General features: G+C 32.7%; 21 protein-coding genes and 1 other annotated feature. Of the genes, 15 read left to right on the top strand and 6 right to left on the bottom strand.

The genetic code is table 11. The features are described 5' to 3' along the window. Window positions 1-6 precede the first annotated feature (6 nt). The 4 genes from BMX60_RS02340 (at window position 7) to BMX60_RS02325 (ending at window position 2958) form a co-directional block, all read left to right on the top strand. Window positions 7-1002: an NADH-quinone oxidoreductase subunit I gene (locus BMX60_RS02340; RefSeq protein WP_091348725.1), complete on the top strand. Its 996-nt coding sequence runs from the start codon at window positions 7-9 to the stop codon at window positions 1000-1002. 15 nt (window positions 1003-1017) lie between these two features. Further along, complete coding sequence (tatC, locus tag BMX60_RS02335; RefSeq protein ID WP_091348722.1) at window positions 1018-1758, top strand: twin-arginine translocase subunit TatC; 741 nt, start codon at window positions 1018-1020, stop codon at window positions 1756-1758. A gap of 184 nt (window positions 1759-1942) precedes the next feature. Beyond that, the gene (locus BMX60_RS02330; protein WP_091348719.1) at window positions 1943-2428 is read left to right on the top strand and encodes a permease; all 486 of its coding nucleotides are present in this window, start codon (window positions 1943-1945) and stop codon (window positions 2426-2428) included. Then, complete coding sequence (locus BMX60_RS02325; RefSeq protein ID WP_242945690.1) at window positions 2425-2958, top strand: permease; 534 nt, start codon at window positions 2425-2427, stop codon at window positions 2956-2958. Before BMX60_RS02330 ends, BMX60_RS02325 begins: the two co-directional genes overlap by 4 nt. Window positions 2959-2986: 28 nt before the next feature. Here the strand turns inward: BMX60_RS02325 and BMX60_RS02320 are convergent, their stop codons facing one another. Together BMX60_RS02320 and BMX60_RS02315 are read right to left on the bottom strand one after the other, a co-directional pair. After that, window positions 2987-4090 carry an FAD:protein FMN transferase gene (locus tag BMX60_RS02320; RefSeq protein WP_091348716.1) on the bottom strand — a complete coding sequence of 368 codons (1104 nt, stop codon included), beginning with the start codon at window positions 4088-4090 and terminating at the stop codon, window positions 2987-2989. A gap of 68 nt (window positions 4091-4158) precedes the next feature. After that, window positions 4159-5205: a hypothetical protein gene (locus tag BMX60_RS02315; RefSeq protein WP_091348714.1), complete on the bottom strand. Its 1047-nt coding sequence runs from the start codon at window positions 5203-5205 to the stop codon at window positions 4159-4161. Between the two features lie 385 nt (window positions 5206-5590). Between BMX60_RS02315 and BMX60_RS02310 the strand changes: the two genes are divergently transcribed. The 5 genes from BMX60_RS02310 (at window position 5591) to BMX60_RS02290 (ending at window position 11802) form a co-directional block, all read left to right on the top strand. Continuing rightward, a complete protein-coding gene (locus BMX60_RS02310; protein ID WP_091348711.1) occupies window positions 5591-5905 on the top strand; it encodes a PTS sugar transporter subunit IIA in 315 nt (104 codons plus the stop codon). A gap of 16 nt (window positions 5906-5921) precedes the next feature. Further along, window positions 5922-7268 (top strand): 6-phospho-beta-glucosidase, encoded by a 1347-nt coding sequence (locus BMX60_RS02305; protein WP_091348783.1) that lies wholly within the window; start codon window positions 5922-5924, stop codon window positions 7266-7268. Between the two features lie 74 nt (window positions 7269-7342). Further along, complete coding sequence (locus BMX60_RS02300) at window positions 7343-10030, top strand: sigma-54-dependent transcriptional regulator (protein ID WP_091348708.1); 2688 nt, start codon at window positions 7343-7345, stop codon at window positions 10028-10030. A 134-nt stretch (window positions 10031-10164) separates the two neighbouring features. Continuing rightward, window positions 10165-10470, top strand: coding sequence for a PTS sugar transporter subunit IIB (locus BMX60_RS02295; protein ID WP_091348705.1), 306 nt, complete (start codon window positions 10165-10167; stop codon window positions 10468-10470). Between the two features lie 24 nt (window positions 10471-10494). Next, a complete protein-coding gene (locus BMX60_RS02290) occupies window positions 10495-11802 on the top strand; it encodes a PTS sugar transporter subunit IIC (protein WP_091348702.1) in 1308 nt (435 codons plus the stop codon). Between the two features lie 43 nt (window positions 11803-11845). Here BMX60_RS02290 and ileS read toward each other — a convergent pair whose 3' ends face one another. From ileS to BMX60_RS02270, 4 genes are all read right to left on the bottom strand, one after another. Next, entirely contained in the window at window positions 11846-14944 is a 3099-nt protein-coding gene (gene ileS, locus BMX60_RS02285) for an isoleucine--tRNA ligase (protein ID WP_091348698.1), read from the bottom strand. A 57-nt stretch (window positions 14945-15001) separates the two neighbouring features. Next, window positions 15002-15226 (bottom strand) — a binding site (T-box leader). A 56-nt stretch (window positions 15227-15282) separates the two neighbouring features. After that, the gene (locus tag BMX60_RS02280) at window positions 15283-16419 is read right to left on the bottom strand and encodes an ABC transporter permease (RefSeq protein WP_091348696.1); all 1137 of its coding nucleotides are present in this window, start codon (window positions 16417-16419) and stop codon (window positions 15283-15285) included. Then, a complete protein-coding gene (locus tag BMX60_RS02275; protein WP_091348693.1) occupies window positions 16420-17640 on the bottom strand; it encodes an ABC transporter permease in 1221 nt (406 codons plus the stop codon). It abuts the gene before it with no gap. An 11-nt stretch (window positions 17641-17651) separates the two neighbouring features. Next, window positions 17652-18587, bottom strand: coding sequence for an ABC transporter ATP-binding protein (locus BMX60_RS02270; RefSeq protein WP_091348690.1), 936 nt, complete (start codon window positions 18585-18587; stop codon window positions 17652-17654). A 176-nt stretch (window positions 18588-18763) separates the two neighbouring features. Between BMX60_RS02270 and BMX60_RS02265 the strand changes: the two genes are divergently transcribed. The 6 genes from BMX60_RS02265 to BMX60_RS02240 all read left to right on the top strand — a co-directional run bounded on the left by BMX60_RS02265 (window position 18764) and on the right by BMX60_RS02240 (window position 25841). Beyond that, entirely contained in the window at window positions 18764-19723 is a 960-nt protein-coding gene (locus BMX60_RS02265) for a D-alanyl-D-alanine carboxypeptidase family protein (RefSeq protein ID WP_091348689.1), read from the top strand. A gap of 111 nt (window positions 19724-19834) precedes the next feature. Beyond that, window positions 19835-20947, top strand: coding sequence for a DUF3798 domain-containing protein (locus BMX60_RS02260; RefSeq protein WP_207648376.1), 1113 nt, complete (start codon window positions 19835-19837; stop codon window positions 20945-20947). 106 nt (window positions 20948-21053) lie between these two features. Further along, window positions 21054-22640, top strand: a complete 1587-nt coding sequence (locus BMX60_RS02255) for a sugar ABC transporter ATP-binding protein (RefSeq protein ID WP_242945689.1) — start codon at window positions 21054-21056, stop codon at window positions 22638-22640. Then, the gene (locus BMX60_RS02250) at window positions 22633-23679 is read left to right on the top strand and encodes an ABC transporter permease subunit (RefSeq protein ID WP_091348683.1); all 1047 of its coding nucleotides are present in this window, start codon (window positions 22633-22635) and stop codon (window positions 23677-23679) included. The genes BMX60_RS02255 and BMX60_RS02250 overlap by 8 nt, the downstream gene beginning before the upstream one ends. Further along, window positions 23679-24746 (top strand): ABC transporter permease subunit, encoded by a 1068-nt coding sequence (locus BMX60_RS02245; RefSeq protein WP_091348681.1) that lies wholly within the window; start codon window positions 23679-23681, stop codon window positions 24744-24746. The genes BMX60_RS02250 and BMX60_RS02245 overlap by 1 nt, the downstream gene beginning before the upstream one ends. An 84-nt stretch (window positions 24747-24830) precedes the next feature. Next, complete coding sequence (locus tag BMX60_RS02240; protein ID WP_242945692.1) at window positions 24831-25841, top strand: LacI family DNA-binding transcriptional regulator; 1011 nt, start codon at window positions 24831-24833, stop codon at window positions 25839-25841. Window positions 25842-25883 lie beyond the last annotated feature (42 nt).

Genomic DNA, 25883 nt, shown 5'->3' with positions numbered 1-25883 from the left:
TACAATATGCTTTTAAAATTTATCACAACCATTTTAGAAAAAGCTTATGATTTATCAAGAAATGTTTTATACAATCCACAAAAGTGTGTTCATGGTAGAAAAGGATTTAATTGCAGAAATTGTATTAAAAGCTGTGAAAATCAAGCTATATCATTTAAAGATAATGAATTACAAATTCTTGAAAATTGTAATGGTTGTGGGAAATGTATTAGAACTTGTAAAACAGGGGCACTGCAAGATCCAGAATTTGAAATGAAGTTGGAAAAAGACATGCTACAAAAAAAAGAAATTCAAATCATTTGTCATAGAAGTAAAGGCCTTATAGGTATAAAGGCTAATTGTCTATTAAATATTCCCCATCATCTATTAGTTGAACTTTATTATAAAACTGGTGGTAAACTAAGATTTAATAAAGAAATATGTAAAAGCTGTCCGAAGGATAATACTTTGATAGATGAATATCTTAATACTTTAACTACTCAATTTAATGATTTAAAAATTTTAAATATTTTTCGTAACACTGTTAATGAAATTAATAATGATGATTTAATTTTGTCGAGGGAAGAGTTCCTTTTATATTTAAAAAACAGATTTAAAGAGAATTCTAATAAGTTAATTCTCAATAGTATTTATGAAGATCAAAAATTAGTTAATCATCAACATAGGGTAAATATTTATTTACAAAATTTTGATATTCAAATAGAAGGAAAAGAATTTACTGAGAGTTGTACATTATGTGGAAAATGTAAAAAATTATGTCCTACAGATGCTATTACTTTGGAAGAAAAAAAAGGAGAAAAGAAAATACAATATAATTATCTTAAATGTATTGATTGCAATCGATGTATAGATAATTGTAATGAAAAGGGAATTTTGAAAGGGAAAAAAATTAAAGCTTTTAAAATAAAAAAAGGGCTACAGTGTAGAATCTGTGGAGCAATATTAGAAGAAAATAATTTTAGTTTACTATGTATTAAATGTAAGAGTAAGAGGAGTATTTAACGGGAGAGAGACTTCATGTTTAAAAAAAAGTCGGGGAAAATATCAAATAATTTAGCGGGAAAGATGACAATCTTAGAACACTTGGAAGAACTAAGAAGGAGAATCATTATAGTTCTCCTTTTGATAACAGTAACCTTTGTTATAAATATTTACTATGCACAAAATTTGCTGGATTTCCTTATGTATCCAGGAAAGAATGTTCAGTTTATGTTTTATTATCCTTCAGAAGCATTTTTAGCAAATCTAAGAAGTGCTTTTGTATTATCAATTTTAATTAACTTTCCCTTTATAATTTATCACCTAATCAGTTTTATTTTACCTGCATTTCAAAAACAAGGGAAAATTACTATTATAATATTTATCTTATTAGCTATCCTTTTATTTTATATAGGAGTTGCCTTTTCCTTCTTTGTTGTTACTCCAATAGCCCTAGAATTTTTAATAGGGTTTAGCAGGGAAAATTTAATAGCGCAGATTTCTATAGCAAGTTATTTAACTTTTTTATTTAACAGTATGTTTGCTTTTGGTTTGGTTTTCCAAACCCCAATAATTTTTACTATGTTAGCCAAAATGTCACTAATATCTAGTCGTTTTATGAGAAAAAATTGGAAATATGCTGTTTTAATAATTGTAATTTTATCAGCGATAATAACTCCTCCCGACGTGTTTTCACAAATATTAATGACAATTCCTTTAATACTTTTATTTGAAATTAGCATATTGTTAGTATATTTAGTTGAAAAAAGAAGAAAATAATTTTTTAATAAAATAAATTTTAATAAACAACTAATAATAATTTAATACCCATTTAATAAAATTATAATAATACAAAAGCAAGGTTTATTGCATATTTTAAACAGCAATAAACCTTGCTTTTTCAGTTTGACAATATACCCTATAGGGGTATATAATTATTATAGTCTAATTAGGAGGGATATTCATGTATGATCTAGTTATTTATTTTATAGCAATTTTTTTGTTGGTTTTATCTTTTATTAAAGATAAGGAAAAGACAAAATTAGCTTTAATTAAAGGGAAAAATTCAATATTGAATATACTCCCAGAGCTGGTGGGGGTTATTATAATTATAGGTGTTATTTTATCTATCCTTAATCCGGAAACAATCTCGAAGCTTTTAGGAGAGCAATCGGGTTTTCTAGGGCTATTAGGAGCAGCTATTATTGGTGCAATTACTCTAATTCCAGGATTTATTGCCTTTCCCTTAGCTGCAATGTTATTACAAAATGGAGCAGATTATTTGCCAATAGCTGCCTTTGTTTCAACACTAATGATGGTTGGTATTGCTACTTTGCCATTAGAAATCAAATATTTCAATAAAAAACTGGCAGTAATAAGAAATGGTTTAGCCTTTCTATTTTCTTTTGTTATTGCATATATTGTTAAATTGGTGGTGACAGTTTTATGATGAAGAAGGGAAATAGATATACGATAATTTATATCTCATTATTGCTATTAGCTGTATTAGCTATCTATAATATAACTTTTGCGAAAAAAGCTATAGATTTATCTATCAATAGCTTTAAGCAATTACTTTTGGTATTACCACCTATTTTTATTATCCTTGGTTTATTAGATGTCTGGGTTCCTAAAGAAACAATGGTTAAATTTATGGGTAAAGAAGCAGGTTTTTTAGGAATAGCCTTGGCATTTTTCTTAGGTTCTGCAGCTGCCGGTCCCCTTTATGGAGCTTTTCCTATTGCTGCTATGTTATTAAAAAAAGGGGTTTCTTTTAGGAATGTGGCTATATTTATCGGAGCTTGGTCAACAACTAAAATACCTATGTTAATGTTTGAGTTTTCAGCTATGGGCTTAAGTTTTACATTAACGAGACTGTTGGTTAACATTCCTATTATTTTGATCATTGCCTTTGTATTAGAAAAATCGATTACTCCTGCTGAAGAAGAGGAAATTCAACTTAAAATAAAAGAAATGTAGCTTAGGTGAAATAAACACCTAAGCTACATTATTTTTGTTTTCCACCACTGGCACCATAACTTGCCAAGATTTTTTTTAGGCCTTCAGTAACTCTGACTTCACCATCAGGCATAACCCAAATTGCTTCTATATTAAAATTTTTAGCCAATTGATAGCTTTCTTCAAAGGGGATGAAAAAGAGTTCTGAGGAAAAGAAATCGGCAATGGCTGAGCAAGGATGAACAACTGTTACAGCCCGATAATATTTAGCAGGCATTAATGTTTTTGGATCTATTAGGTGATGGTAAAGTTCTCCATCGACATAATAGTAACGTTGATAATCTCCACTACTAACAACGGAACCGTTATTGATAAAAACAGTATCTAAGTTTCGATCTTCTGAAAATAAAGTACTGTTGGGATCAAAGATGCCTATACCCCAGTATTCTCTAATGCCATCTAAGGGTTTACCAATAGTCCGAACATTACCACCAGCACTTATAACGGCAGATTTTAGCCCTATAGCTTCTAACTCTTTTGCAACTAATTCTACTGCATAGCCTTTGGCAATTGCTCCAACATCTAAACTCATACCCTTTTCTTTTAAAAAAACAGTTCTATTTTCCTTATCAACAATGACTTTGTTGATATCTGTCAATTGAGCTTTTTGTTGTAGTAACTCTATTGGTGGAATTTTAGCATTTTCCGGATCATATAGACCATCGCTACGGTACTGATGCCAGATGTTAGTTACAGGACCTAATGCTATATTGGTATTGCCATAAGTTTTATTAGCCCATTCAATTGAAAAACTAACTAAACTTATTATATCCTCATGGACTTCAACAGGTTTTATACCTGCATTGTCATTAATTGTTTTCAAATTATTGATTCCTTCGTAATCATTATAAATATCATATAACATGTGTAATTCTTTAAAACGATTATGAATTATTTGGAAATAATTATTAAATTCCTCTTCCGTTTTAGTATAAGCTACTACAATTGTTAAAGTATTGAAGGTATCAAAAAATGATTGAGAAAATCGGGTATATTCACTTTTCTCCTTTGGTAAATTGTTGCTACAAGCAGTGATTAAAGTGGAGTAAACAATTAAAAATGTAATAAGTATTTTAAATGTAATTTTTTTCATTTTATCACCTTATATTAAATAAATATCCCCTAAGAAGGGAACTCCCCCTAATAAGGGGGAGTAGGAAATTATCTTCTAGTATCGTATGCTTTTTTCACAGCAGCTAAATAGCTTTCAACTGTAATAGTTACAGATGAAGTTAGTTCTGGTACATCAGGTACGTGTTTGTGAGCATCATCAACAACTTTAGTTTTTAAACCAGTTATTTCACTGATAGTTTTTCCAACCATCCAATTTTCTAAAGCAGCAATTTGCTCATACCACTCTTTACCAATCTGAGAAGCTCTCTTCATACCGTAATTATCTCCAAGTTTCTTCTTGGTAAGAAGTGGAGCAGATTTATCGGAAGTCACTTTACCTTCAGCATCAAAATCTACTCTAACTTGAGCTACATCAATTAATGTTCCTACAACTTTACCGTCTTTATCAAAGGCAGTAGCAGCAATAGTAGTATCAACTTGAGCACGGGCAGTTGTTTCTCCAGCCATATCTCTAGATTTGGCAATTGAGATTTCATAACCTAATCCTAATTTATCAATGCCCTGTGCAGCAACTCTGTTTTTCCAAGCATCTTCTACAGCAGCTAAATAACTTTCGACGGTAATAGTTACAGAAGAAGTTAATTCAGGAATATCTGGTACGTGTTGGTGAGCGTCATCAACAACTTTTGTTTTTAAAGCTTTAATTTCATCGATAGTTTTTCCAATCATCCAATTTTCTAGTGCAGCAATTTGTTCAAACCATTCTTTGCCAATTTGAGAAGCCTTTTTCATTCCGTAGTCATTACCTTGATCTTTTTTGGAGCGAATTTTTGCAGTTTTGTCAGAAACCACTTTCATTTCTTCGTCAAAATCTACCCTAGTTTGAGCAACATCTATATGAACAGCTACTACTTTGCCATCTTTATCGAAACTTACTGCAGCAATTGTGGTATCAACTTGGGCACGGGCGTTGGTTTCACCAGCTTTGTCCCTAGATTTAGCAATTGAGCTAACAGAACCTAAGCCAAACTCAACAGCACCAACTTCTGGCTCTTCTTGACTAGACTTAGTGCAGCCTACAGCTAAAACTGCTACTAAGGTAAGAGCCAACAACAATGATAATACTTTTTTCATTAAATTCCCCTCCTAGATAATTATTAAGTAATTTATTTCACAATCTATTAATAGCATATTTAACAAAATTTTACAATAAAATTTTGAGAAAAATTTAGCAAGCCGAAAAATGTTTTTCCAATAATATTTATTAAAAAAAGAAATGTTTTAGAACAAGAAAGAATTATTTTTAAACGTTAAGCATATTTGTCCTAATGGTTAGTTTGCTACAAGAAAATTGAGAGGGTTTACAACGTATTTAGTGTTTTGTAGTGTTTTTATTTAAATGGTAAATGTTTAAAGGGTTACTAAACAGCCCTTTATTTATAGAAAAATTAGTATTGGCATGAATATTGCAATGTTAAATTATAACTATAACTGCACTATTAGAAAGGGGCGATATATGATGAGCATAGAACAAGTGGCAATGGAAATAATTTTACATTCCGGTAATGCAAGAAGTGAAGCTTTTAATGCTCTTAGGTTAGCTAAAGAGGGTAAATTGGAAGATTCAGCAGTGGCAATTAAAAAAGCGTCAGAAGAAATATTAAAAGCACATAAAGTTCAAACAAATCTTATTCAAGAAGAAGCAAAGGGTAACAAAACAGAGATTAATTTATTATTAATACATGCCCAAGATCATTTAATGACATCTATTTTAGCAAAAGATCTAATAGAAGAAATGTTAGATTTATATAAAGATAAAAATTTAAATTTTTAAGGAGGTTTTGAAAGTGATTAAAAAAGAAAAAGGACTTAAGATTGCTACCATAGGAGGAGGTTCTAGTTACACCCCTGAATTAATTGAAGGTTATATAAAAAGAAAAGATGAATTGCCAATTAAAGAAATCTGGTTAGTGGATATCCAAGAAGGAAAAGAAAAATTAGAGATAGTTGGTAATTTAGCAAAGAGAATGGTGGAAGAAGCGGGATTAGATTGGGAAGTACATTTAACTTTAAATAGGCGGGAAGCTTTAAAGGATGCAGATTTTGTCACTACTCAGTTTAGAGTAGGTTTACTTGATGCTAGGATTAAAGATGAGCGAATACCATTAAGTTATGGGATATTAGGCCAAGAAACTAATGGTGCTGGAGGTATCTTTAAAGCCTTTAGAACAATACCTGTTATTTTAGAGATTGTTGAAGAAATGAAGGAATTATGTCCAGATGCTTGGTTAGTAAACTTTACAAATCCTGCAGGCATGGTTACTGAAGCTGTTATGAAATATGGTAATTACGAAAAAGTTGTTGGTTTATGTAATGTGCCGATTGGTCATAATATGTTAGAGTCAAAATTACTAGGTAAAAATCCTGAAGAACTTCGTTTTGTTTATGCGGGAATAAATCATCACCATTGGCACAGAATTTACGATAAAAACGGTAAAGAAATTACAAAAGAGGTTATAGATAAGCTATTTTCAAATAATGCTAACATAATGGAAAACATCAAGTTTATACCTTTTATTGAAGAACAAATCCGAGATTTAGAAATGTTACCATGTGGTTATCATCAGTATTATTATTTAACCGATGATATGGTCAAAAAAGAACTAGATGAATTTGCTAAAAATTCCACAAGGGCAGAGGTCGTTAAAAAATTAGAAGAAGAGTTATTCGAAATATATAAAGATCCTAATCTTAAGCACAAACCAGAACAACTAAGTAAACGGGGAGGAGCATATTATTCAGATGCTGCCTGTGAGCTAATTTCTTCTATTTATAATGACAAAAGAACAGATATGGTGGTAAGTACTAGAAATAATGGAGCTTTGGCGGATTTGCCCTATGATTGTGTAGTAGAGGTAAGTAGTATTATTACTGCATCTGGTCCCCAACCTTTAAATTTTGGAAAATTTAAACCAGCCCAGAGGGGATTATTGCAGTTGATGAAAGCAATGGAAGAGGTAACAATAGAAGCAGCGGTAACTGGAAATTACGGTAAAGCATTACAAGCCTTTATTCTCAATCCTTTAATTCCATCAGGTAATATAGCAAAAAAATTGTTGGATGAAATGCTAGTTGTCCATAAGAAATACCTACCTCAATTCAAAGAAGTAATAGAAAAAATTGAGAAAAACAATTAAGGGTCACTATAGGTGGCCCTTTACCACTATAATCTTTAATGATAGTATTGAAATAAAAGGAAAGGTGGGAGAGCATGCGAAGAATAGATTTGGTCAGAGAAACCTTAAATAAGATGTATAAGGAAAATAATAAAGGGGTTACTGCTGAACAAATTGCTGATAAACTTAATTTACAACGTTCAAATGTTAGTTTTGATTTAAATCAATTAGTTAAGCAAGGGCTAGCAAAAAAAATAAGTGGCCGCCCTGTACTTTTTCAGCCAGCGGTATCGGCATCTGTTAAAGAAATAAATGACACTTTTAGTGTTTTAGTTGGGTATAGTGGAAGTTTATCTACCGTTGTTCAACAGGGAAAGGCAGCAATTATGTATCCACCTAGTGGTTTACATACATTGATTTTTGGAGAAACCGGTGTAGGTAAAACGATGTTTGCTGAATTGATGTTTGAGTATGGAAAACATACAGGTAGGTTTACCAGTGACGCCCCCTTTGTCATTTTTAACTGTGCCGATTATGCTAATAATCCGCAACTCTTAATGGGGCAAATTTTTGGTATAAAAAAGGGTGCATATACAGGGGCTGAATATGATCAACCTGGTTTACTTGAAAAAGCTAATGGAGGTGTAATGTTTTTAGATGAAGTCCATCGTTTAACGGCGGAAGGACAAGAAATGCTCTTTACTTTTATAGATAAAGGGATTTTTAAGCGATTAGGAGAAACCGAGTATACAAGAAAAGCTAATGTATTAATCATTGCTGCCACTACTGAAGATCCCAAATCTAAATTGTTGGATACTTTTACTAGGAGAATACCGATGATGATTACAATCCCACCATTGAGGGAAAGGAAATTATCGGAACGATACACACTAATTGAAGAGTTTTTTAGGCAAGAATCAGGGAGAATAGGAAAAGATATCATAGTAAGTCAAAATGCCCTTAAGAGTTTACTCCTTTATGATTGCCCTAATAATATCGGTCAGCTTAAGAGTGATATTCAACTAAGCTGTGCTAGGGCATTTTTAGATTGCGTCTCAAAAGAACATGGTAAAGTGGTAATTAGAAGTAAAATTTTACCTGAACACGTTAAAAAAGGAATTTTAAAATTAAAAGATTATAGAGAAGAAATTAACCAAATTTTAGGTATATCTAATCTGGATTTTATTTTTTCTTCAGAACAGGAAATTAAAAACATCCAAAGTTCTGATCAGTATTCTATTCCTGACAATTTTTATGAAATGATAGAGAAAAGGATTGAGATGTTACGAAAAGAAGGGATAGAAGATGAAGAAATTAATGAAATAATTGGTATGGATATCGAAAGTTATTTTATAAAGTTTATGGGAAATATTACAAAAAAAGTAAATGAAGAAGAAATAGAGAGGATAATAGGAAAAGAGATATTGTCTTTAGCTAAAGAAATAATAGATTTTGCAAAGGATAAGTTAAAACATCCATATTTAGACCCTGTCCTATATGGTTTTGCCCTACATATAAATTCTACGGTGGAAAGACTTAGACAAAAAAAGGCCATCATTAATCCTCAGTTAAATGATATTAGGAAAAAATATCCTAAAGAATTTACCTTTGCTATAGAAATTGCATCAATTATAGAAGAAAAATTAAAAATTGAATTACCTATAGATGAAATTGGTTTTTTAACTATGTTTTTTATTAATAGAGAATTTACTGAACAACAAGAGAAAAATGCAACAGTAGGTATCTTAGTTTTAATGCATGGTAACAGTGGGGCAGCAAGTATGGCAAAAGTTGCAAATACTTTGTTGGCAACAGATTTAGCCCATGGTATTGATATGCCGCTAAATGTTAAACCTGAAGATATTTACAAAGAAGTAAAAGAACTGATAGTTAAACTTGATCAAGGAAAAGGTGTATTGATACTAGCAGATATGGGCTCATTGATAAATTTTGGAGATTTACTTTCAAAAGAAGTCAATGTATCTACCAAAACTGTTGAAATGGTAAGCACCCCTATGGTAATTGAAGCTACTAGGAAAGCAATGCTGGGAGCAGATCTAGATACAGTTTATAATTCAGCAATAGACATAAATCCCTACTTAGGGAAAAAGATTACACAATCACCAGTTTTACCTATAAATAAGAACGTAATTGTTACAGGATGTTATACCGGTGAGGGAAGTTCCGTTAAAATTAAATCTTATATTTCTAAAAATATAGAACATAACAATATAGATATTATACCTATAAGTTTTACTAGTGTTAGTGATTTTAAAAAACAAATCAATCTTTTATCAAAATTTAAAAATATAATTGCAGTAGTAAGTTTTGTCAATCCAGATATCCCATCTATTCCCTTTATTAAACTAGAAGATATTTTTACAGAACATGGGCAAAAGAAGCTTCAGGAACTGATACAACAAGAAAAGATATTTTCTCAAATAGGGGAAACTTTATCAGCTAATTTAAAATTAGATAATATCGAAGATTTAGTTTTTGATTTAAAGGAAGTTTTATTCAATATATCAAAAGACCTTGGGAAATCTTTTAGTAATGATATTATCATTGGTTCAATTTTACATATAGCTTGCTTAATAGAAAGGTTAATAAATAATTGGTCAATAGAAGTTAATTATAATAAGACTAACAATGGATGTTTTTATAATTCATTTAATTCATTAAACATTATCAAAAAACATTTAGGGAAAATTGAGAAAAAATACAATATTTCCTTTCCAGAACAAGAAATTAATATTATTACATCAATATTATTAGAAAAATAAGTGTTTTCTAAGTGTGTTAAAAATAGCGATAATTATAGAAAGTGTTTTAATCCTATGAAATCCCCCTTTATTACAATGTTTTTCTGTTTGGCATGGAATTTGCAAAATGTGAACTTAGAAAGGAGGAGCAGAAAATGAAAAAAATTTTATTAGCATGTGCTGCAGGAATGTCAACTAGTCTTTTGGTGACAAAAATGCAACAAGCAGCAAAAAATAAAGGAATAGAAATTGAAATAACAGCAGTACCAGTTGATGCCTTTGCAGACAAAGTTAAAGACTATCACATAGCATTATTAGGTCCCCAAGTGAGATTTAAAAAAGATCAGTTTGAAAAAATTGCAGCACAATATGGTGTTAAAGTATTAGTAATTAATTCTGTAGACTATGGATTAATGAAAGGGGAGAAAATTTTAGAAGAAACTCTTAAAGTATTAGATTAATTAAATTAAAAGGGGGATTTACAAATGAATAGTTTTTTAAAATGGCTTGAAGAAAAAATGATGCCTGTGGTTGTAAAGGTTGGTAATCAAAGACATGTTTCAGCTATGAAAGACGGTTTTATCGCTGCAATGCCTTTTATGATTATTGGTTCAATAATGTTGATTTTAGCTTTTCCACCTTTTCCGGCAGACACAACTAATTTTATAGGAAGAGCTTGGTATGATTTTGCCAACACCCATTTTGATGCTTTAATGATCCCTTACCAAATGACAATGCAAATAATGGTTTTATTTATCGCCACTGCAATAGGCTACACTTTGGCTAAATCCTATGATCTAAACCCTCTATCCGGTGGATTGTTATCTTTGATGGCATTTTTATTGGTAGGAGCACAAGCGGTAAATGGGGCACTACCAACTACTTATATGGATGGTAAAGGGGTATTTACAGCAATATTAACATCTTTTTATTCAATTGAGTTGATGAGATTTTTGAAAAAGAGAAATATTACAATTAAAATGCCAGATGGAGTTCCACCGGCCATTGCTGCTTCCTTCGAAGCTTTAATTCCAGTATTTTTGACAGTGGCCACCCTTTATCCGATTAGTTTATTGGTTCAGCATTTATCTGGTTATTCAATACCACAATTAGTAATGGAAGCATTTAAACCTTTGGTTGCAGGGGTAAGTACATTACCAGGAATTTTATTTGCAGTATTTTTAGCACATATTTTATGGTTTGGAGGAATCCATGGGGCAAGTATTGTTGGTAGTGTTTTAGCACCTTTCTATTTAACTAATTTAACAACAAATCAAGAATTACTTCAAGCAGGTCAACCATTAACAGCGATCTTTACTGAACCATTTTGGGCTTTCTATATTGTACTGGGAGGTTCTGGAGCTACCTTTGCTTTGACTTGCCTTTACTTAAGGAGTAAATCTTCCCACTTAAAATCTATCGGTAAAGTTGCTATATTACCAGCTATCTTTAATATTAATGAGCCTATAATTTTTGGTTCTCCAGTAGTGATGAATCCTCTTTTAGGTATTCCTTTTATCCTTGCTCCTATGGTCAATGCTACAATTGCATATTTTGTTTTACGTCTTGATTTAGTATCTAAAGTTGTAGCCTTACCTCCATGGACTACCCCTGCTCCAATTGGGGCGATGTGGGCAGCTAATTGGAATGTAGGGGCAGCAATACTAGTAGTTCTATTGTTCTTCGTATCAGGTGCAGTATATTATCCATTTTTTAAACTATATGAAAAACAGTTGGTAGAAGAGGAAAAAAGCAACCTTTCTGAAGTAGAAGAAACAGGAATAAGTGCATAAAAAAATAAACGAGGTTAGAATTTAACCTCGTTTATTTTTTTAATTATACCCTTTCTATTTTGATACCTGTTAAATGATCGTTAATATCTTGTTTTTCTAGGGTATCATCATCAACTTTTTCCATGGAGAGGGCTAAAGTTTCTGACATGATATAATCTTTAAAAGTATTTAAAGCATTGGTTACTTCGTCATCGGCATTGTAGTAGATCCTGATATTATCAGTTACTTCATAACCATTGTTTTTCCTCATTTGCTGGACTTTAGAAACAAATTCTCTGGCATATCCTTCATCGATTAACTCTTGGGTTAAGGTGGTATCTAGAATTGTAAATAAATTGTTTTTCATCTCCACTGTAAAACCTTCTTTAGCGGAAATATTGATCATTACTAATTCTTTATCTAGCTCTAGTGTTTCACCACCAATATCGATGGAGATAGTTTCTCCCTTTTCTAATTTTGGAATTACTTTGCTGCCATCTAGTTTTTGTAGGGCAGGAACTAAAAGTTTGATCTTTTCACCTAATCTTGGTCCAGCTACCTTGAAGTTGGGTTTTAAAATAAAGTTCATAAACTGATTTAAGTCTTTAGCAAATTCTACTTCTTTAACATTAAGTTCTTCTTTCATTAGTGGAACTAAATCATTGATTAGATTTTCATGGGAACCATCGATGATCATTTTTTGGATTGGTTGGCGAACTTTAATTTTACATTGTACCCTAGCAGCTCTACCTAAGCTTACTAAATCCCTAACTAAATCCATTCTTTTTTCTACGTGTTTATCAATAAGGGTTAGATCAGCTTGTGGATAATCGGCCAAGTGGACGGAAAGTTTACCGGTTAAGTTTCTATACATTTCTTCTGCAAGATAAGGTGCAAAAGGTGCTACCATTTTTGCTACTCCTACTAATACTTCATAAGTTGTATTGTAAACTGCTTTTTTATCTTCCGTTAAGTCAGATGCCCAGAAACGACGGCGGGCCCTTCTAATGTACCAATTAGATAAATCTTCGTTTACAAATTCTTGAATTCTTCTAACAGCCCTGGTTAAATCGAATTCATCCATATCCTCTCTGACATCTTTAACTAAGCTGTTAAATTTTGAGATAATCCAACGATCTAGTTCAGGCCTATCAGTATAAGGGATGAAAAATTTTCTAGGATTAATTTCATCGGTATTGGCATAAAGGGTAAAGAATGTATAAACATTTTTTAGTGTACCAAAGAATTTACTTTGTACTTCTTTGAGTCCTTCAATATCAAATCTTGTCGGGGTCCAAGGAGGCGAAACATACAATAGATACCATCTTAAAACATCGGCACCGTACTGATCAAATAACTGGAAGGGATCTACTGTGTTACCCCTAGATTTTGACATTTTTCTTCCTTCTTTATCTAAAATCAAGTCGTTGACTAGCACTTGTTTATAAGGAGCTTGACCAGTTACAAAAGTAGAAATTGCTAAGAGTGAATAAAACCAACCTCTAGTTTGATCTATACCTTCACAGATGAAGTCGGCAGGGAATAATTCATGGAAGTTTTCTTTGTTTTCAAAGGGGTAATGGTGTTGGGCAAATGGCATAGCTCCACTATCAAACCAGCAGTCAATAACTTCTGTCACTCTAGACATAGAGCCACCACATTTTTCGCATTTTAAGTGAACTTCATCAATAAAAGGTCTGTGAAGCTCTATCCTTTCATCGATTTTTTCGATAGCCTTTTCAACTAATTCTTTTCTAGAACCGATTGATTGTGTATGACCACAAGTACATCTCCAAATATTTAGAGGTGTACCCCAATAACGGTTTCTAGAAATTGCCCAATCATTTAGATTTTCTAACCAGTTACCAAAACGCTTTTCACCGACGTAACTGGGAAACCATTTAACAGAATTATTGTTTTCGATCAGTTTGTCCTTCATTTTGGTTACTTCGATAAACCAACTAGGTTTTCCATAGTACAATAGGGGAGTAGTACATCTCCAGCAGTGGGGATAGTTATGGGCAAACTTTTCTTTGCTAAAGAGTTTTTCTTCTTTGTGCAACCATTTTATAATGTCTACATCACAATCGATTACAAATCTACCTTTCCATGGAGTATCAGTATATTTACCTGATTCATCTACCGGTTGTAAGATTGGTAAATCATATTTTAAACTTACTCCGTAGTCATCTTCACCAAAGGCAGGGGCGATGTGAACAATACCTGTACCGTCATCGGTTGTTACGAAATCTGCTGTGGTGATAAAAAAAGCTTTTTTATCAGGTTTAACAAAGGGCATTAATTGTTCATATTCGGTATACTCTAGTTCTTGACCTTTTAGTTCACTTAGAATTTGGAAATCATCTCCTAATACCTTTTCAGCTAAAGCTTTGGCAACAATATATACTTTACCATCTTTGTTAGCACGGATATAGGTAACTTCAGGGTGTACTGCTAAGGCAACGTTGGAAGCTAAGGTCCAAGGGGTAGTAGTCCAAACTAATACATATTCATCTTTATCCTTTAATTTGAAAGGAACGATTACGGTATTTGATTTAATTTCTTTATACCCTTGAGCTACTTCGTGGGAAGCTAAGCCAGTACCACATCTTGGGCAGTATGGCAATATTTTATGACCTTCATAAATGTATCCTTCTTTAAAGAATTTATCTAAGATCCACCATACTGATTCAATATAATCGTTAGAAAGGGTAATATAAGGGTTATCTAAATCAATTAGATAAGCCATTCTTTTAGTCATTTCTGTCCACAATTTTTCGTAAGTAAATACTGATTCTCTACATTTTTGATTAAATTCAGCAATTCCGTATTTTTCGATATCTGCTTTACTGGAGAGATTTAGTTGTTTTTCAACTTCTAACTCTACTGGCAAACCATGGGTATCCCAACCGGCCTTTCTTTTAACTTGGTATCCTGTCATTGTTTTATAACGGCAAACAGAATCTTTAAGTGTCCTTGAGATAACGTGGTGGATACCAGGTTTACCGTTGGCAGTTGGAGGACCTTCATAAAATATGAAGGGTTTAGCGTCTTTTCGGTTTTCTACTGTTTTGTTTAGTAGATCAATTTCATCCCAAAATTTAGCTAATGAACTTTCATTTTCTGCTACAGGCAGATTTGATAGTTCTTTAAACTTTTCCATGTTTTTTCATCCTTTCATAATAGATTTTTTAAAAATAAAAGTCCCTAAGTCTAAAGACTTAGGGACGAAATTTCATAAATGTTTTCCGCGGTACCACCCTACTTACAGCTATAAAGCTGTCACTTTAATGGATTTAACGTATCCATACGGGATAGCTTACTTAGTTTCAGCTATCCAGCTCCCAGGTGATCTTCATAAAAGGTTTTGTTGATAATCTTCCACCTAATGATTATCTCTCTGTGAACTACTCCCTTTTACTACTGTCCTGTTCATAGCCTTTAAATCATATATAAATATTATGCTATATTATATAATAAATATTTCCTTAAAGCAACTATTTATACTATGTTTTTTAATTTATAAATACCAAAACCATTTAATATAAAGCCAAAGATCAATAAAACAAATATATTGAGTAAGACATCATTCAATCCTAATCCCCTTAGTATTATGTCGGTATAACCTTGCATTGCCCAGCCAGTGGGAACTAGCTTGGAGATTATTTGCATATGGTTAGGTAGTAGTTCTATTGGCCAGTAACACCCCCCTAACATAGAAATCCCTATTACTATTATATTACCTAATACATTTAGTTGGCTGTTATTGTTACAAATAGAGACTAAAGCCATGGCGAGGCCTGAAGCAGCAAAGACAAAGGCTAAACTCAGCAAAATGGTAGCCAAAATATCTCCACCCCAGTTTACCTTTAAAACAAACTGCCCAAATAATATCAAGATAGAAAGTTGGACAAAACCGACTAAAAAAATTCCTAAACTCTTTCCTAAAATAATAGTTCTTCTAGATGTTGGAGTAGTTAATAGTCGATCAAAGGTTTTATAATGTTTATCAGAAAGAATAACTCCTGCCCCTGAAAATACCACAGACATAAGGGTAAATAAAATGGCCATACCGGGAGAACTCATATTATTTCCTACGGGAATTTCACTACCATTAGTCCAAGATAATTGGGCAGAAATAGGAACTTCTTTTAGTTTTGGTAGAATTTCTTTTTGTAATAGTAGGATATCAGAGTCAGGGGAAAAAACTTCTGCTATTCCTTGGGCAATCCTTAAACTATTATTTAATTCAACAATAGACTTTTCTAAGTTTTTTTCTAACATCAGAGGTGAAATCCTCCGTCTAGATGGATAAAAATAAACTTTACTTAAATTTTTGGGGAAATGGATAAATCCAGCGACTTCACTTTTTTCCACCAATTCTAATCCACTGTTAAAATCTACCCTTTCTACTGTAAACTTATCATCTTCTTCGATTCTTTCTATAATATAATTGGTAAAAAAGGAATTCTCTTCATCTAATATGGCGACGGGAAAAACTTCTTCACTAGGATTTTCACCCATGGAAGAGCCGATAATTAAAGTTAAAGTAATAGGTAAGGCAAAAAACCAAACAAAAGTCATTTTATATTTAAAAAGTAGTTTAAGATGATTTAAAGCTAAATGTAATACTTTCATTTAACTCACCACCCTTTTATTGAGGGTTATAATAGCTATTGTCAAAGGGATAACACCTATTAAAAATAGATAAAAAATATTAGTGGTTAGATCATTTATATGGAAATTTAAAAACATTATTTTTGTAAAACCGTCTAAAGCCCAGTGGTTAAAAGTAAAATTACTTAAAAACTTCATAAAGGGTGGCATACCATATACTGGCCACATAGAACCACCGATGGCAGACATTATTAAAATAATAAAGGTTCCTAAATTGTCGGCAGATGTAGAAGAGGTAGCTAAAGCTGCTATAAATATTCCTAAACCCGATGCTGCGAAGGCGACAATTAAGGCAAAAAGGAAAACTGATAGGGGGTTTCCCCATTTTACACCATAGACTAAAGATGTAGCTAAAATTAAAACAGTGATTTGTAATAATGCTGAAAAATAGATACCAATAGTTTTTCCAAAGATGAATTTTAAAGAGGTAATACCTGTAGTTTTAAGCCGTTGCCAGGTTCTTTGTTCATTTTCTTCTAGAATCCTTTTCCCACCTAAATTAGCATTAAATAATAAGTACATGACAGCCATGGCGGCAGAATAGTAGCCCATTGCTGAAACGGAATTTGTTGTATCAGGAGTCCTTGCAAAACGGAGATCTTTGGCAATCTCGATACTCTTTTCTTTCTTTTCTAATTTATCAAAGAAGGTATTGATAAGTTCTAAATCCTTTTCATCACCGGTTAAAAACCTTTGGATTTCATCGGAAGCTAAGAATCTTACTGAAACTTCATCGATAAAGATTTCTGTTACATTTAAAATAACTGGGGGAACAAATTCATTTCCACTATCACCTAAAATCTCTATAGTTGTTGGATTTCCTGCTAAAATATCTTGAGAAAAACTATGGGGAATTTGGAGGAGAGCAACAGCCTTTCCCCTTTTTACAAGTTCTTTTCCTGTAGCCTTATCTTCAATGATTTCTACAACAAACCTTGAGCTGAATTCATCGGAAAAAAACACCTCATTTATAAGTAGCTGGGAAAAGGTTCCCCCTTGATCATTGTCTAATATTAATAATGTACCTAAAGGATTGTTAGCATTACCCTGTGCCCACAGGGCATTTAACGAAAAACCTAAAATAAAAGTTAAAATTAAAGGGGCAGTTATTAGGCTGGATAAAGATTTTTTATCTCTAACCAGTATAATTATATCTTTAAGACCTATATATAATGGTTTCATAATAAACACCTCTAATCCCTTAAAGACTTTCCGGTAAGGTGTAGAAATACTTTTTCTAAATTTGGTTTAATTATATCAACAGATTTTACTTCTACCCCTAGAGATTGTAATTTTCCTAAGATATCCACTAATTGATCACTACCGTTATCCACTAGAAAAGAAATTTCTTTATCGGTAAATTCTCCTTTGAAATTAAAGGTATTTTTTAATATTGTTATTTTTTCACTGGAGAGGGGTCTTTGCAGAAAAACCTTGATAGTATCTTTATTCCCTACTATTGCCTTTAATTCTTCAACTGTTCCTTGAGCTTTAATTTCACCACTATCCATAATAGCTACCTTATCACAGAGGTATTCAATTTCTTCCATGTAGTGGCTGGTATAAATTACAGTAATACCATCTTTGCTTAAATTTTTTACAGTTTCTAATATGTTATTCCGTGATTGGGGGTCAACTCCTACAGTAGGTTCATCCATTAACAATAGCCTTGGATTGTGTAAAAGACCTACTGCTATGTTAATTCTCCTTTTCATACCACCGGAATAATTTTTTATAGGTTCCTTTGCCCTTTGACTTAGACTAACCAAATCTAAAACATAATCAACCCTTTTCTTTAGTTCTTTTTCTTTAAGGTTATACATTCTTCCCCAAAAAGTAAGGTTTTCTATGGCACTTAATGAGTGATAGAGGGCGATTTCTTGGGGGACAAACCCTAACATTTCCCGTACTTTATTAGGATGTTTTTTAACACTGTAATTATCGACGACAATATCCCCAGAGGTAGGTTCTAATAATGTAGCTAGGATTGAGATAGTAGTGGTTTTTCCAGCACCATTAGGCCCTAAAAGACCAAAAATTTCTCCTTTGTTTATAGTAAAGCTTATCTTGTCTACAGCGGTAAAATTACCGTATTTTTTTGTTAATTCCTTTACCTCTACAAAACCCATAACAAATCTCTCCCTTTTTTATACAGTTATGTTAATTATATCAGATGATTAGAGAAATGTAACTAATATTTTGAAAATAAACCCGGAAAAATATTTCTTTTATCTTAGAAGTTTTAGCAGGTTTTTAGACTTTTATAGCGAATTAATTTATATAACTTAGCGAGAGGGAGATTGCCATGAAAAATGGAAGATTATATATATTTATATCAATAGTAGTAATCCTTGTTTCCTTTAATTTATTAAATAATATATTGAGTGCCCGTTCAGAAAATTTGATAGAAAGTAAAACTCCACAAGAACTTCAAATTCGCCTATTAGTATCTAGGAATGAAGGAGGAAGTGTTTTAGGAGGAGGTACTTTTAATAAAGGGGATGAAGTATTTATTGAAGCAATACCTAAAGAAAACTATATTTTCGACGGGTGGTACTTAGATGGGAAATTATTATCTACTGAACTTAAGTATAGTTTTAAACCAGAGGAATCAGCGACAATTATGGCAAAATTTGTCCTTGAAGATCAACAATATCTAGCACTTGACCCTGATGATATTTTAACTTTGGTTACTAAAAATGTCAGTTTAGGTAATTATCGACCTTCTGATTTAGTGGAATTACCAAAATATTTATTGTCGAGACCACAATGGAGATACTATTTACGAAAAGAAGCTGCCTATTATTTAGAAAAAATGTGGAAAGATGCAAAAGAAGAAGGAATTACTTTGTACGTAGCATCTGCTTTTAGAGATTATGAAACCCAAAAACAAATTTATAATAATCATGTATTAAGATATGGAGAAGAAATGGCAAATAGGATTTCAGCTAAACCAGGGACATCTGAACATCAGCTTGGTACAACTGTGGATTTTGTAGAAAGACCAGAGGGTAGCTTAAATCAAAGTTTTGCCAATACTTCAGCAGGAAAATGGCTAATGGAAAATGCCTATAAATATGGATTCGTTCTAAGTTATCCAGAAGGAAAAGAAAGTATTACAGGCTATATTTTTGAACCATGGCATTATCGCTATATAGGTGTAGAAAAGGCAAAGGAATGGAAAGAATCTGGTTTAACTTTAAATCAATTCTTAAAAGAACTTCCTCAAAACTTAAAAAGAGAAATTATCTATGTTAATAACTAAAGCTTGTTGTGCAATACAACAAGCTATTTTTTTTGTGTGTTAAGATACAATGGCATATTAAACATAAAACTTTAATATATATAGATAACTCAAAATTAAGGAGGGATTTTTTTGAGAAAGATTTTATGTGTTCTTTTAACAGGATTACTAATTTTTGCCTTATTAGGTTGTGGTGGTAAAAGTGAAGTAAAAGAAGACAAATTTAGGATTGGGATTGTGACCGGTACCGTTTCCCAAGGGGAGGAAGAATTCGTAGCAGCTCAGGATATGGTGAAAAAATATGGTGAAGATGTAATTAAACATGTAACCTATCCAGACAACTTTACAAAAGAACAAGAAACTACTATTGCTAATATTGTTAACTTAGCTGCTGATCCTTTAGTAAAAGTTATAGTTATTGTTCAAGGAGTACCTGGTACAGCTGCAGCTATCGAGCAAGTTAGAGAAACAAGGGATGATGTGTTCTTTATAGTTGGAGTTCCCCATGAAGATCCAGCAATGATAGCTAAGTATGCTGACATTGTGTTAGAAACAGATAATTTATTCAGGGGAGTTTCTATAATGGAACAAGCTAAAGCTATGGGAGCAGAGAAATTTATCCATTATTCTTTCCCTAGACATATGTCATATGAACTGTTAGCAAGCCGTCGGGATAAATTAAGGGAAACAGCTGAAAAATTAGGTATCGAGTTTATCGAAGTTGATGCTCCAGATCCTTTAGGAGATGCTGGTATCCCCGGTACCCAACAATTTATTTTAGAAGATGTTTCAAGACAAGTAGAAGTTCATGGTCCAAATACAGCTTTCTTTGGTACTAACTGTGCTATGCAAGAGCCTTTAATTAGGGAAGTACTAAAAAATAAAGCTATTTTTCCAGAACAGTGTTGTCCTAGTCCTTACCATGCCTACCCAGGAGCTTTAGGGGTGTCAATACCATCTGATAAAACTGGGGACTTAGAATACTTGTTTGAACAAATTAAAGCTAAAGTTGCCGAAGCTGGTAATGCAGGCCGTATGGCTACATGGAAAGCTCCTGCTAATATGGCAATTATTTGGGCTGCTACTGAATATGGAGTGGCGTTAGCTAAAGGGGAAGTAGATGGGGTTAATTACGATATCTTACAAAAAAAATTTAATGAAGCAGTTGGAGGAGAAGTACAATTAGAATTATTAAAAGGAACAGATAATTTCTATCTATTTGTTGTTGATTCTATAGTATTTTAGTTCCTATTTTTAAGATTTACGAGTATTAAAGATAAAGCCCAATAAAAAATTTAATTGGGCTTTATCTATTACTAATACTACTTAGTTTATAGAAAGGGGGAGCAATGTGATCAAATTAAAGGATATCCGAAAAGAATATTATCAAAATCCTGTTTTAAAAGGGATAAATTTAGAAATTGCACCAGGTGAAATTCATGCTATAGTAGGAGAAAATGGAGCAGGGAAATCTACTTTAATGAATATATTATTTGGTATGCCAGTTATCCATGAAACCGGTGGATACTCTGGGGAAATCTACATAGAAGGGAAAAAAGTGGAAATACAAAGTCCACATAAAGCTATGGAACTGGGAATTGGCATGGTACATCAAGAATTCATGCTATTACCTAATTTCACTGTAACTGAAAATATTAAATTAAATAGAGAAATTACAAAACCTAACCTTTTAAGTAAAGTTTTAGGTCAAAAACTAGAAACATTAGACTATGAACAAATGAATAGAGAAAGTCAGGAAGCATTAGAGAAAACTGGAATGACTATAGATGAATATCTTCCTGTAGCAGGGTTGCCGGTTGGACATATGCAGTTTGTGGAAATTGCCAGGGAAATAGATAAGAAGAATATCAAAATCTTAGTATTTGATGAACCGACAGCAGTTTTAACTGAAAAAGAGGCAGAAGTCCTTTTAGCTACAATGAAAAATTTAGCGGCAACAGGTATTTCAATACTATTTATTACCCATAGATTAGATGAAGTAATTGAAGTGGCCCATAGAATTACGGTACTCAGGGATGGAGAACAAGTAGCAACTATTGATAAAGAACAGGCTACTGTAGCTAAACTGGCAGAACTTATGGTAGGTCGTAAGATCAACAGAATTATCAGTGAGAAAGATAATATAGGGAAGGATGAAGTTATTTTAAAAATTACTGATCTTTATGTAGATATGCCGGGAGAACAGGTAGAAGGTTTTTCTCTAGAAGTTAAGAAGGGAGAAATTATCGGTATTGGCGGATTAGCAGGACATGGGAAAATAGGAATAGCCAATGGAATTATGGGTCTTTATCCTAGTAGAGGAAAAGTGGAACTTGAGGGAATGGAACTTCCCCTAAATAACCCCGCTAAAATATTGGAAAAGGGTATTGCCTTTGTATCGGAAGATCGCCGGGGTGTTGGGCTACTATTAGATGATAGTATAGAGGAAAACATCTGTATTGCAGCTCAACAAGTAAAGAACAAATTTTTTAGAAAGATTTTAGGGATAAATTTTGAAGACAAGAAAGCTGTTAGAGAAAAAACTCAAGAAATGATAAAAATGTTGGATATACGCTGTACAGGGCCTAAACAAATTGTCAAAAGACTAAGTGGAGGTAATCAGCAAAAGGTTTGTATTGCCAGGGCTTTAACACTAGAACCAAAGCTCCTCTTTGTTTCAGAACCTACTAGGGGAATAGATATTGGGGCAAAGAACTTAGTATTAGAGCTTTTGAAAAAGCTCAATAAGGAGTTGGGTATGACTATTATCATGACATCCAGCGAATTAGGGGAACTACGGTCTATTTGTCATAGAGTAGCAATCATATATCAAGGAAAGAATGTGGGAATTCTCAAACCGGAAGATTCAGATATAAAATATGGTCTATTGATGGCAGGAACTTTAGATCAGGTGGAGGAGGTGGAGCAAAATGGATAAAGGGAAATTGCAAAAAGTAATAGAACAGGTCGGCTGGCCTAGGTTAATCATCGGTGCTTTTCTTTTATCCCTAATTATCACCGGTTATATTTTAAAGTTACAGATGACTCAAATTATTGGCAGTATGCTTGTTAGAACTGGAATGAATGGCATATTGGTGCTGGCAATGATACCATCCATTCGGGTTGGTGCAGGACCTAACTTTGGCTTACCTTTAGGAATCATCTGTGGATTGTTAGGGGCAGTTATATCAATAGAACTAGGTTTTGTAGGTTTTATGGGATTTATTTTAGCTATTTTAATCTCATTACCTTTAAGTATATTCAGTGGATATTTATATGGCCTATTGTTAAACAAGGTTAAAGGACAAGAAATGTTAGTAGGTACTTATTTGGGCTTTTCAGTAGTTTCCGGGATTTGTATGTTTTGGGCAAGGGCTCCCTTTACTAGTCCCCTAATGATTTGGCCCTATGGTGGAGTTGGTTTAAGGGTAACGATATCAATACAAGACATATTTGATAAAGTGTTAAATGATTTCTTGAAATTTTCATTATTTGGGGTAACTATACCGACTGGGTTATTATTAACCTTTGCTCTCTTTTGTATTGCCATGGGATTATTCCATAAAACTAAAACAGGTATTGCAATGAAAGTTGTTGGAAGTAATCCAGCCTTTGCTAAAGCCTGTGGTTTAAATGTGGACAGATATCGGATATTAGGGATTATTTTATCAACAGTATTAGGGGCAGTGGGAATTTTAGTTTATGCCCAATCCTTTGGCTTTTTACAACTATACTTAGCACCTCTATTCATGGCTTTTCCAGTAGTTGCATCGATTTTAATTGGTGGAGCAACATTGAAAAAAGGGACAATAACCCAATGTATAGTAGGAACTTTCTTATTTCAATCCCTTTTAGTTATTGCCCTTCCTATAGCCAATGAATTGATAACAGGAAACCTTTCAGAAGTAACAAGAATAATCATTATGAACGGAATAATTTTATATGCCTTAACTAGAAAGTCTGGAGGTGAACACTAATGCTACACCCTAGATTTAAAAATATTTTTTTAGATTTACTAAAAAAGAATGCTGTTCCAATATTTTTTTCTATCATCTGTATTTTGGGTATTATGGTTGCAGATACAACTATGACATTTCTTATCAGAGAAATAATTTTGCGGATGGCTAGAAACTCCTTTTTAGTTATTTCTTTAATTATTCCTATTATGGCAGGTCTTGGATTAAATTTTGGGATAGTATTAGGGGCAATGGCAGGACAAGTGGCTGTGATAATGATTACCCATTGGGAAATACCTGGGTTTGCCGGGTTTGGTCTATCTATACTTTTATCTACTCCTATTGCAATACTATTTGGTTACTTAGTGGGTTTGGTATTAAACAAAGCTAAGGGAAAAGAAATGATTACTGGAATGATTTTAGGATTTTTTGCCAATGGTTTATACCAATTGGTCTTTTTGGTAATGGTAGGGACAATAATTCCTATGTCCAATGAAGTTTTATTGTTATCATTAGGGGTGGGATTGAGAAACTCCATAGACTTAAAGGGAATTAGGAGGGCATTGGATAATCCATTAAGTATAAATATTGGGATGATTTTTATTCCTATCCTTACTATTATATGCATAGTTTTACTTTGTCTTTTTATAAGGTTTTTAATGAAAAGTAAGTTAGGGCAAGATTTCAGAAGTGTAGGGAGTAATATGTACATAGCAGCGATAGCGGGGATTGATGTAGATAAAACGAGAATAAAAGCAATAATTATTTCTACAATCCTTGCAGCATGGGGACAATTAATATTTTTACAAAGTATAGGGACACTAAACACCTTTGGTAGTCATGAACAAGTTGGGACCTTTGCTGTAGCATCTATTCTAATAGGAGGAGCTTCGGTAACTAAAGCTACCATCGGTCATGCAATATTAGGCACCTTTTTATTCCATACTTTATTTATCATTTCCCCATTGGCAGGACAAAAACTTTTAGGTGATCCACAAGTGGGAGAATTTTTTAGGGTCTTTGTAGCTTATGGAGTTATTGCAGTAGCCTTAGCCATCCACGCATGGAAGGGTAGTAAGAAAAAATAAAGGAAAACCCCCTAAAACTGATGAATTTAGTAAAAAAATAGTATATACTAAATTAAAACAAAGGTTTTAGGGGGTGATTTTTTGGTGCCTACTATAAAAGATGTAGCAAAAGCTGCAGGTAAATCAATAACTACTGTATCTAGGGCATTAAACAACTACAGTGATGTAAGCCCTACTACTAAAGCCCAAATTCTCAAAATAGCTAAAGAAATGGGTTATATTCCAAATCAGTCAGCTAAAAGTTTAGTTAAACAAAAAAATAATACTTTAGCGATAATACTTTCAGGTCTAGAAAAGGATGGAGGAAAGGATAATATTGTCTATAGTTTATTAAGTGGGATGTATGCCTTTGCAGAAACGATTAACCATGAAGTTGCCCTTTTTACTACAAGTTCTGCAAAACAAAAAGAAAAGTCTTATCTGCAATTTTGTAACGAACATAATATAGGAGGGGCTGTTTTAAACGGAATCAGGACAGATGATCCTTATTTTTCAGAGCTTATAGAAGCTGATTTCCCCTGTGTATTTATCGATGTTCATGTAGAGGGTAAAAGAACATGCAATATTTCCATTGATAATTACCAAGGTTCTAAAGAAGCTGTAGAATATTTAATTAGCTTGAATCATAAAAAAATTGCTATGATTAACGGAAGAAAAGAGGCAACAGTTTCTATAGAAAGGGAAAGGGGCTATAAAGCAGCTTTAATTGAAAATAATATTAAATTTGATGATAATTTGATTGTTTATGCTGATTACCTAGAAGAAAAAGGATATCAGTATACAAAAAAATTATTAAAGGAAAATCCTGATATAACAGCTATTTTTTGTGCCAGTGATATGATGGCAATTGGGGCGATGAGAGCTTTGACAGATTTAAATATAAAGGTGCCGGATCAAATTTCTATTATCGGCTTTGATGATATACCTTTATCTAAATATACGACTCCTCCCCTGACAACGATAAGACAAGACTTTTATCTTATGGGCTATGAAGCAGGTAAACAATTAAGTAAATTGATGAATAATGAACCGGTAGAAAAAACTATCTACTTCCCTTATGAATTTATTATTAGAGAATCTGTTAAAAGGATATAACGGCTATTGGTAAGAAATTATCAATAGTCGTTATATTAAACT

The organism is Anaerobranca gottschalkii DSM 13577 (assembly GCF_900111575.1).
Classification (GTDB): domain Bacteria; phylum Bacillota; class Proteinivoracia; order Proteinivoracales; family Proteinivoracaceae; genus Anaerobranca; species Anaerobranca gottschalkii.
The sequence above is the reverse complement of the archived record's forward strand: the minus strand, read 5'-3'. Positions and strand labels throughout refer to the sequence as shown.